We start from the raw sequence: 9669 nt of genomic DNA on the forward strand, positions 1-9669 counted from the left end.
TCCCCAACCACAGGGGACCCGGCCAGCGGCGTCTCCGGGTCCTGCCGCCGGTCAACCCGTAACGGTGTCAGCCGGCGTGGCAGGACCGGTGCCTGGCTCGGATCGCATCATCGGGCCGTCCGGGTCCGCGTCGCGGAACAGGCGGTGCGGCCACCACAGGTACCGGCCGACGTCGAGGCTCAGCGCGGGTACGAGTACGGAGCGGACGACGATCGTGTCCAGCAGGATGCCGAACGCCACGGCGAAACCGAGCTGGACGATCATCGTCAGCGGAAGTGTCGTCAGCACGGCGAACGTACCGGCGAGCACCAGGCCGGCCGACGTGATCACTCCACCGGTGGCGGCCAGGCCGATCAGCGTTGCCCGCCGGGTGCCGTACCGGACGGTCTCCTCGCGTACCCGGGTCATCAGGAAGATGTTGTAGTCGACGCCGAGCGCGACGAGGAAGACGAAGAGGTAGAGCGGCAGCGAGCTGTCCTCGCCGGTGAAACCGAAGACGTACCGGAACACCAGCACGCTCGCCCCGAGTGCCGCCGCGAAGGAGAGCACCACGGTACCGACCAGCAGCAGCGGCGCCACGAGAGACCGGAGCAGCAGTACCAGGATGGCGAAGACCACCGCGAAGACGATCGGCATCAGGAGGTTCCGGTCGCTCCGGGCGGTCCGCTGGACGTCGAGCTGGATCGCCGTCTCCCCGCCGACGAGTGCCCGCGCCTCCGGAACGGTACGCATCGCCGCGCGTACCCGGTCGACGGTGTCGTACGCCGCGCGGCTGCCGGCGGGATGTGCGAGCATCGCCTCCAGGTACGCCTGCCCGGCGCGAAGCTCCGTCGACGTCAGCGACCGGGGATCGACGCCGGCCACGGTGCCCAGTACCGCCCGGACCCGCTCGGCCTGGTCGGGGCGACTGACCACCGCGATCGGGGTACCTGTGCCGCTTGCGAAGTGTCGGGTCAGCACCCGCTCACCGTGGACCGACTCGTGGCTGCCCCGGAACGACTCCTGGGCGGTCAGGCCGGTCGCGTCGAGTTGGACGACGCCCAGGGCCAGGGTACCGAGCGCGAGGGTGGTCGCCAGCCAGGTCACCCGGGGCCGGCGGGCGACCAGTAGCCCGATCCGGCCCCACCAGCCGACCACGCCCACGCCGCCGACAGCGCCCGCCGCGCCGCCCACCGAGCCCGAGATGCCGGAGCCGGAGCCCGAGCCGGAGGTGCCGGACCCGAACCCGGTGGTGCCGGACCCGAACCCGACGCCGGAGTCGTACCGTGGCCGGGCCGGCCAGAACACCCAGCGTCCGCAGCTCACCAGCAGTGCCGGGAAGGCGGTCAGCATCACCACCAGGCCGGTCAGTACGCCGACGGCCAGCACCGGCCCGAGTCCCCGGGTCCAGCCCAGGTCGGCGAGCAGCAGGCAGGACATCGCCGCGGCGGCGGTACCGGCACTGGCCAGGATGGCCGGCGCGGACCGGCGCAGTGCCAGCCCCATCGCGTCGTACCGGTCCCGATGGCGCCGCAACTCCTCGCGGTAGCGGGCGATCAGCAGCAGTCCGTAGTCGGTGGCCGCGCCGAAGACGAGGATCGTCAGGATCGCACTGCTGTCCGCGGTGACGGTCAACTGTCCGTACCGGGCGAGCAGGTAGACGACCGCCTGCGCGGCGACCAGAGCCAGCCCGGCGCAGAGCACCGGCAACAGCCACAACACCGGGCTGCGGTAGGTGACCAGCAGGATCACCACGACCACGGCGACGGTCGCCAGCAACAGTCGCCGGTCGAGGCCGCTGACCGCCGCGCTCTGGTCGGCGAGCGCGCCGGCCGGACCGGTGACGTACACCGTCATGCCCGTCGTGTCCCGACGGGCGGCCTCCCGGATCGTGCCCACGGCCTCGGCGACCCGGTCGAAGGGGTCCGGTCCGAGGTCGAGCGGGATCGCGATCCGGGCGGCGGTCCCGTCGGCGGCGAGGGTGGGCCCGACCACCGTACCGCCGAGGTCGGCCCGCCCGGCGAAGCCCCGCGCGTCGGCGGCCAGCTTGGCGCGGTCGGCGCCGGTGAGCCCGGTCGGCCGGGAGTAGACGACGACCGCCGCCAGCGGAGCTTCGGACGCCGTCGAGGTCTGCACCCGCAACACCTGGGCGGACTCGGCGCCGGCCGGCAGCGATGACCCGGAGTCGTCGTCCTGCACCGACCCCAACCGGTCGGCGAGCCCAGCGGTCACGACGGCCGCGACCAGCCAGAACCCCAGGACAACCCAACTGGTACGCCGGCCCGCGACCAGCCCGACCAGAGCGCGGACGTTCGGCGCACTCCGATCCGGCGGCTCGCCGGTCGGCGCCGTCACCGCCGCGCCTTCCGCCCCGCGTCCGGCCGTGCGCCCGGCCCCGTGTCCGGGCGCACGGCCACCGCCGTCGCGCGGTCGACGATGACCAGCAACAGCACGAACGCGGCCACCGCAGTGAAGGTTCGGACGTAGTTCAGCAACTCCCAGCGTTCCAGGATGGCCGCGTGGTCGGCCGGGACAGAACCGGCGAGCCACTCCCTGATCTGCCGGTTGATCGGCACGTTGCCGAACCGGGTGACCAGGAACGTGGTCAGGGTCAGCAGGCTCGCTCCGGCAGCGAGCATCCGTGGCGTGCCGCGCCACAGCACGGCCAGCACCAGTGCGCTGAGGAACGCCACGCCCATCACCGACTGCATCACCGGGCCGTTCATCCGCATCAGGGCGGTGTGGAAGGTCAGCCGTACCTCCAGCGGCACGGACTGGAACGCCTGCACGACGTTCACCGCTCCGTAGCCGAAGGCACCGGCCAACAGGCCGCTGGAGAGCAGCGAGAGCCCACGGACGACCCGGACGGTCCTGCCCCGCGCCCCGGCGTCCGAGCCGACGCTACCCCGGACGCCGCGTCCGTCGCCCACGGCACGGTCGCCCGGGGTACGGGCAGGCTGGGCGGATGTGCTGGTCATTGTCCCCTCCTCGACTGGCTCGACGCCTGTCGACGATGCCGTCCCGAAGACCTCCCGTCGTCGGTCGAGAGAGGACACCTGCCGCTACCGACGTCGACGCAGGACGGCGGAGGACTACGTCCCCGGTGGTAGGAGTCGGCTACATCTTCCGCCCGACGCGGAGTCCGGCGACGGTCGTCTACCGTTCGGGGATGCGCGACGGAAGCGGGCGCCGACGGTGGCGCGACGGCGGATGGTGGCGCGACGGCGGACTGTGGCGGGGTGCCGGCTCGGGCAGCCGGCGGGACTGGCTGGTCGCAGCCGGAGTCGCCGTGCTGGTACTGCTCGGCTCCCGGACCGCACCGCCGGGCAGGACGGAACTCGACCCGGGCGGCTACCTGCTGCTCCTGGTCGCGGCGCTGACACTGGCATTCCGTCGGCGGTCGCCCCGGCTGGTGCTCGGCGTCGTCACCGCCGGTCTGCTCGCGTACCAGGTGCGGGGCTATCCGGGTGTCATCCCCGCCGTACCGGTGCTGGTCGCCCTGTACGCGGCGGTCCGTGCCGGGCACCGCCGGGCGGCGTTGGTCGCCGTCGGAGTCGTCCTGGTCGGCGGCATCGGCGGGGAGGTGCTGTTCCGTGGTGGCGGCGCGGAATCATCCGACGCGGTCGAGCGCTGGATCCTGCTCGTGGGCTGGATGCTCGCGGCCTGCACCCTTGCGGAGGTGATCCGGCACCGCGAGGCGTACTTAGCGGAGGTGGAGCGGAGGGCGGCCGACGCGGAGCGGACCCGGGAGGAGACCGCCCGCCGCCGGGCTGACGAGGAGCGGCTACGGATCGCCCGCGAACTGCACGACTCGCTGACGCACAGCATCTCGATCATCAAGGTGCAGGCCGGCGTGGCGGTGCACCTGGCCCGCAAGCGCAACGAGCCGATTCCCGACGCGCTACTCGCCATCCAGCAGGCCAGCGGCGAGGCGATCCGGGAACTGCGTGCCACCCTCGAAGTGCTGCGCGGCGACGACGAGCGTCCCGGCACCGGCCTGGACCGTCTGGAGCACCTCGTCGGCGGAGCCCGTCGGGCGGGGCTGCCCGTCACCGTACGGATCATCGGGGAGCCGCGCAGCCTGCCTGCTCCGGTCGACCGGGCCGCGTACCGGATCATCCAGGAGGCGCTGACCAACGTCGCCCGGCACGCCGGACCGGCGCAGGTGGCTGTCGAACTCGACTACGGTACGGAGTCGCTGGCGGTACGCGTCGACGACGACGGGCGGGGCAGCGGGCGTCCTCGGGACACGGACGGCAACGACGGGAACTCACGAGACTCCGGCGTGGCACCCGGAGTCGGCCTGGTCGGCATGCGGGAACGGGTGACGGCCCTCGGCGGATCACTGCGTGCCGGGCCGCGCGACGGTGGCGGTTTCGCCGTGCACGCCGACCTGCCGTGCGGAGCGGCATCGTGATCCGGGTCCTGCTCGCCGACGACCAGGCGCTGATCCGGGCGGGATTCCGGGCACTGCTGTCGGCCGAGGACGACATCGAGGTGGTTGCCGAGGCGGCCGACGGCGAGCAGGCGGTCGCGCAGGCGGTGCGGCATCTGCCGGACGTCGCGCTGGTCGACATCCAGATGCCGGTGCTCGACGGCATCGAGGCGACCCGGCGGATCGCCGCCGACCGCCGACTGACCGGTACCCGCGTGGTGATGCTCACCAACTACGGCCTGGACGAGTACGTCTACACCGCACTGCGCGCCGGGGCGAGTGGTTTCCTGGTCAAGGACACCGAGCCCGAGGACCTGCTGCACGGGGTACGGGTCGCCGCCAGGGGAGACGCGCTGCTGTCTCCCACCATCACCCGTCGGCTGATCGACGAGTACGTCTCCCGCCCGCCGCAGGGGCAGCTCTCGTCCGTACTGGACGTCCTGACCAACCGCGAACGTGAGGTGGTGGCGCTGGCCGCTCGCGGGATGTCGAACGACGAGATCGCCGCGCAGATGGTGATCAGCCACGCGACGGCGAAGACGCACGTCAGCCGGGCGATGACGAAACTCCGGGCGCGGGACCGGGCGCAACTGGTGGTACTGGCCTACGAGTCCGGGCTGGTCGCCCCGGCGAACCGCCCGGAGGCGCGGTAGTCGCGGCTCCTGCGCGACGTGCCGAGGCTGCGGGCGGCGCCCCGACGGCGCGAGGGGCGCGATCTGGAGGCCGGTCGGGACCGTTCGACAGGATCTGCGGCGCGGGCCGTGGTGGACGCGGCGCTCGCCGGACCTACGCCCCGGCGAGCAGGGCGTCCCCGAGCGACGTACGGGTGTAGAGGACCGAGCGGCCGTCCCGCCGGGCCGAAAGGATCCCCGCCGCCGCCAGGGCCTTCAGGTGCGAGTTGAGTGTGGGCGCGGCCAGCTTCACCTGGCAGGCGAGCTGGGTCGTCGACATCGGCAGGTCGAGTTGGGCGAGGATCGTGGCCCGGGTACGGCCCAGCACACCGGCCAGCGGTGACCGTTGCCGGACCGTCGGAGTCTCCCAGAGCCGGCCGAGCCCCCGGGGCGAGTACGTCACGGTCGGCGGCCCAGGGTCGCCGGTGCGTACGACCACGTCGGGCCAGGCGAAGACGCAGGGCACCAGCAGCAGTCCCCGGCGTCGCAGGTCGGCGTGCCCCTCGTAGTACTTCACGACGCGCAACGTGTCGCGGTCGAAGCTGACCAGCGGGTGCAGCGTGCGGAACAGTTGCCGTACCCCGCCGGTGGCGAGTTCGTCGAGCCGGTAGGCCAGGTCGTCCTGTAGCAGCGCCCGGATCCGTGGCCAGTACGGCGCGATCGCGACCTGCCAGTAGTGCTCGAACGCGGCGACGAGCCGGGCCAGCGCCGCCCCGGGCTCGTCGACGAGTTCCCGCATCAGCCGTTCCCGTCGCGGTCGGTCCGGGCCCTGCTGTGCCACCCGGTGCCCGGCGAGGTGCGACAGTTGCTCGACCACGGTGTCGAGGTCGGTGGCGGCGACCTCGGCCAGGCTCGCCGCGATGCTGGACAGCCGGGTCGAGGGCGGCGGGACGAGGAAGTCGGGGAGGTATCCGGCGGGCCGCACGATCGTGGTCAGCAGTTCGAGGTCGACGTCGTCGAGCCGCTTCGCCATCTGCCGTACCCAGGGTGCGTGCAGTTGGGTCGGTGTGCCGGTCGACAGTGCCCGCACGCTGGTGACGGCTTCCATCAGGGGCGAGAACGCGAACCGGATGTGCCCCAGGTCCTCCGGATGGAAGTGCAGGTGGATCACCAGGCAGAGGGTAGTAGTCCGGACTTGGCAGCAACTGCGCCACCCGAAGTCCTCTATTCAGGCTTGACTTATATAAGTCCCAGATGAAATTCTCTCTGCTGTGCGGGCATCCGGCACCGGTACGCGGTCCACTCCGCACCACACGGGAGGTCGACATCTGGATCGAGCGCTTGCGCCGGTTCTGGAACCAGCGCCTGGACGCGTTGGGTGTCGAACTCGCCCGCGGCCGGCGTGAACGCCGGGAACCGCACCGCGACAGCCCCGCCGGTTCATCGTCCACAGACAACCAACCGTCAATCGAGAACGAGGAAGACACGTGATCGACATCGTCGAGCAGATCAACGCCACCCACCGGAAGGTCGGCGACCAGCCCGTCGCTACCGGCGAAGGACGTTCGCTGCTGCTGCGCCGCACCTACGACGCCCCGATCGAGGACGTGTGGAACGCCTGCACCGACCCCGACCGGATCGGTCGGTGGCTCGCCCCGATCGAGGGCGACCTGCGGCTCGGCGGCACGTACCAGCTCAAGGGCAATGCCGGCGGGCAGATCCTGCGCTGCGAGGAGCCCCGCCTCGTCAAGGTCACCTGGCTGCTCGGCGAAGGCATGGCCACCGAGGTCGAGGTCCGGCTCGCACCGGCCGAGGACGGCGGCACCGTCCTGGAACTGGAGCACGCGTCGCCCGCCGAGATCGTCGACGAGCTGGTCCGCAGCTACGGCCCCGGCGGCACGATCGGCATCGGCGTCGGCTGGGACCTCGCGCTGCTCGGCCTCCACCTGCACCTGACCGGTACCGAGTTCGACCCCGCGACCTGGGAGGAGACGCCCGAGGCGCGGGAGTTCGCCACCCGTAGCTGCCACGCCTGGGGATCCGCGGTCCAGGCCGCGTGGGGGACCGGCGACGAGGACCTCGCCGCCGCCGTCGCGTTCGCGATGCAGCACTTCGCCCCCGACACCGGCGGAGACGACAATGGCTGACCGCCGCCCGCCGCGAACGGCCCGTCCGGTACGGGCGCTCCGGCCGGTACCGGTGCGCGGGGCGGACCGATGACCGGAACCGCCACCACGCCGGCCGGTACGCCGTCCCGTGGTGTCGTCGGCTCGACGAGGACGCTGCTGACCTGTGGGGTCCTCGCAGGTCCGCTCTACATCGTCGTCGTGCTGCTCCAGATGTCGACCCGGGACGGCTTCGACATCACCCGGCATCCGGCCAGCCTGCTGAGCAACGGCACCCTGGGCTGGATCCAGATTGCCAACTTCGCGGTCAGCGGCCTGCTGCTCGTGGCGTACGCGATCGGTCTGCGCCGGGTGCTGGGACCGGCCGCCGGCCGGGGCGGAGTCTGGGGACCCCGGTTGGTCGGCGTCTTCGGCGCCGGGATGGTGGCTGCGGCCGTCTTCTCCGCCGACCCCGCCGACGGCTTCCCGCCCGGTACCCCACCCGGCCTGCCGACGAGCGTCACCTGGTCCGGGATGCTGCACTTCCTCGTCGCCGGGATCGCCTTCCTGGCAGTGGTCGCCGCCTGCTTCGTGTTCGCCCGCAGGTTCGCCCGGGCCGGCCGACGCGGCTGGGCCGTCTTCAGTACGGCGACCGGCGCCCTCTTCCTGGCCGGCTGGATGTCGATCTTCGCGTTGGCGGGCGCCCGACCGGCAAACGTCGCCTTCGCCGTCGCGATCGGCCTTGTGCTGGTCTGGACGTCGCTGACGGCCGGCCGCCGGCTGCGCCGACCCGGCGAGGAGTAGCCGCCGCACGGGTCGGAACGGGGGCAGCCACCGCTGCCGGGCTGGTCGTACCGGACCGAGCAGCCGGCGGCGGTGGCTGGTCGGTCCAGGCGGACGATTGGGCCAAGCCCTAATCGTCGCGGCCGAGGAGCGTTAACGAGAACCTCTTACGCATGGAGACCGAACTTCTTTCCGAGGCGTACCAGCGGCTGCACGGCGCAGGGCCGGAATGGGGCGAGAACACGTTGACCAACCACGGCCCGATGGCGGTCGAGGTGCTGGTACGCCGTGGACACGTGGGCGAGGTGCACGGCTGGCTCGACCGGTACATCGGCCGGCTCGACGATCTGCCGGCGTCGACCGAGGCGGTGGGCGACCGGAACTGGCGGCAGGCACTCGGCGACGAGCGGCGGATCGGGGACTGGACGGCGTACCTGACCCGGCAGGTTACCGAGCGACCCTGGCGGGACGTGCTCGCGACCTGGTGGCCCCGGCTCCTGCCGGGCATCGTCGCCGGCACCACGCACGGGGTGATCCGGGTCGGTCATGCCGTCCGGACGCTGCTCACCGGCGACACGAGCCGGCCGGTACTGGTCGAACTCGCGCACGGCCTCGCGTTCTGGGCCGCCCGGTTCCGTGCGGTACCCGGCGCCCAGTCCCCGGCCGGTCGGCTGCCGGCGAACGCCGTGCTGGCGATGCTGCCGCGCCTCGACAGGCAGGCCGGCACCGTCGCGGAACGACTCGCCCGGCTGCCCGAGGTACCGGGCTGGACGAGCACCGTGGCCGCGCTACGAGCACCGTCCGACCCCGACGACGCGCGCGCGATCCTGTCGGACCTGACCACCGCCGCCACGCTGCGCTACGCCACCCACGGGCACGCCAACCCGGTACTGCTGGTGCACACGGCGACCGCACCCAACGCGGTACTGCACGTCCTGCCGGCGTTGCCCCGCGAACTGTGGTCGGCGAGTCTCGCCGCAGCCTGGTCGGCGACGGCGGCCGTGCTGTCCGCGTACGCGCCGGGGACCGCTACGCCGGACCGCCTGCCCGTGGTGACCGGCGACGACGCGGACGTGCTGGCGCGTGCGGTCGCGCACGGCGACGAGCACGTCATCAAGTTCGCCGACACCGCCGTCGACGTGTACCACCGGACCGGCGACCGGGCGGCGCTGGTCGCCGCCGTACGGGCCGCCGAGCTGATCGGCTGACGTCCGCGCGTCCTCGCCGACCCCGGCAGGCCGCCCGCTCGGCGAGCTGTCCACCACGGGCGGCGCGTCGGACAGCCGCGCGACCCGGGATGCCCCGTTCGTGGTCGGTCCGTCCTGGACACGGGCTGCCACACTGCCGGGGTGGTTGAGGATCCCGATCTCACTGTCGTACTGCGCGGCTACGACCGGGGCGAGGTGCAGGAGCTGACCCGTCGGGCAGTTCACGCGCTGGCGTCGGACAGCCCGGCGGAGCGTGCCGCCGTCGCCGAGGAACTGCGCCGGCCCGTTCTGACGGTACGGTTGCGCGGCTACGACCGGGAACAGGTGGAGCGCCACCTCGGCGCCCTGGTCGAACGTCTGACGACGGGATGAGCCCACCGGTCGGCGACCGGTATGTCTGCATACAGGTCGAGGACCGTGCTCGCGGTGCTGATGGGGCGGATGGGTCTTCCGGGGGATCCGGAGCGAATGGTCGCTGGGATCCGGTACCGGCCGCGATGTCCGGTTCGGTTTCATGATCGAGTCGGTTCGGGGGAATGATCGGGGGC

Annotated in this window: 9 protein-coding genes; 6 read left to right on the plus strand and 3 right to left on the minus strand. The window is 72.4% G+C overall.

Features of this window, described 5'->3' with window-relative positions; genetic code table 11:
* Positions 1-51: 51 nt before the first annotated feature.
* The gene (locus tag Pen02_RS41175) at positions 52-2334 is read right to left on the minus strand and encodes an MMPL family transporter (protein WP_203871644.1); all 2283 of its coding nucleotides are present in this window, start codon (positions 2332-2334) and stop codon (positions 52-54) included.
* The gene (locus Pen02_RS41180; protein WP_203871645.1) at positions 2331-2957 is read right to left on the minus strand and encodes an anthrone oxygenase family protein; all 627 of its coding nucleotides are present in this window, start codon (positions 2955-2957) and stop codon (positions 2331-2333) included. Before Pen02_RS41180 ends, Pen02_RS41175 begins: the two co-directional genes overlap by 4 nt.
* A gap of 191 nt (positions 2958-3148) precedes the next feature.
* Here Pen02_RS41180 and Pen02_RS41185 point away from each other — a divergent pair, with 191 nt between their 5' ends.
* Together Pen02_RS41185 and Pen02_RS41190 are read left to right on the plus strand one after the other, a co-directional pair.
* Positions 3149-4396 carry a sensor histidine kinase gene (locus tag Pen02_RS41185; RefSeq protein WP_203871646.1) on the plus strand — a complete coding sequence of 416 codons (1248 nt, stop codon included), beginning with the start codon at positions 3149-3151 and terminating at the stop codon, positions 4394-4396.
* The gene (locus tag Pen02_RS41190; protein WP_203871647.1) at positions 4393-5067 is read left to right on the plus strand and encodes a response regulator; all 675 of its coding nucleotides are present in this window, start codon (positions 4393-4395) and stop codon (positions 5065-5067) included. Before Pen02_RS41185 ends, Pen02_RS41190 begins: the two co-directional genes overlap by 4 nt.
* Positions 5068-5200: 133 nt before the next feature.
* Here the strand turns inward: Pen02_RS41190 and Pen02_RS41195 are convergent, their stop codons facing one another.
* A complete protein-coding gene (locus tag Pen02_RS41195) occupies positions 5201-6196 on the minus strand; it encodes a DUF5937 family protein (protein ID WP_203871648.1) in 996 nt (331 codons plus the stop codon).
* 316 nt (positions 6197-6512) lie between these two features.
* Between Pen02_RS41195 and Pen02_RS41200 the strand changes: the two genes are divergently transcribed.
* The 4 genes from Pen02_RS41200 (at position 6513) to Pen02_RS41215 (ending at position 9493) form a co-directional block, all read left to right on the plus strand.
* Positions 6513-7172 (plus strand): SRPBCC family protein, encoded by a 660-nt coding sequence (locus Pen02_RS41200; RefSeq protein WP_203871649.1) that lies wholly within the window; start codon positions 6513-6515, stop codon positions 7170-7172.
* A gap of 69 nt (positions 7173-7241) precedes the next feature.
* A complete protein-coding gene (locus Pen02_RS41205) occupies positions 7242-7934 on the plus strand; it encodes a DUF998 domain-containing protein (RefSeq protein WP_203871650.1) in 693 nt (230 codons plus the stop codon).
* Positions 7935-8086: 152 nt separating this feature from the next.
* Positions 8087-9121: a questin oxidase family protein gene (locus Pen02_RS41210; protein WP_203871651.1), complete on the plus strand. Its 1035-nt coding sequence runs from the start codon at positions 8087-8089 to the stop codon at positions 9119-9121.
* 141 nt (positions 9122-9262) lie between these two features.
* Complete coding sequence (locus Pen02_RS41215; protein WP_203871652.1) at positions 9263-9493, plus strand: hypothetical protein; 231 nt, start codon at positions 9263-9265, stop codon at positions 9491-9493.
* Positions 9494-9669: the final 176 nt, after the last annotated feature.

Origin of the sequence: Plantactinospora endophytica (assembly GCF_016862915.1) — a bacterium.
Taxonomy (GTDB): Bacteria; Actinomycetota; Actinomycetes; order Mycobacteriales; family Micromonosporaceae; genus Plantactinospora; species Plantactinospora endophytica.

What these genes read in the sequence shown, in the direction of transcription:
- Pen02_RS41180 (WP_203871645.1), bottom strand. Translation starts at nt 2,957, where the DNA reads ATGACCAGCACATCCGCCCAGCCTGCCCGTACCCCGGGCGACCGTGCC.
- Pen02_RS41185 (WP_203871646.1), top strand. Translation starts at nt 3,149, where the DNA reads ATGCGCGACGGAAGCGGGCGCCGACGGTGGCGCGACGGCGGATGGTGG.
- Pen02_RS41205 (WP_203871650.1), top strand. Translation starts at nt 7,242, where the DNA reads ATGACCGGAACCGCCACCACGCCGGCCGGTACGCCGTCCCGTGGTGTC.
- Pen02_RS41210 (WP_203871651.1), top strand. Translation starts at nt 8,087, where the DNA reads ATGGAGACCGAACTTCTTTCCGAGGCGTACCAGCGGCTGCACGGCGCA.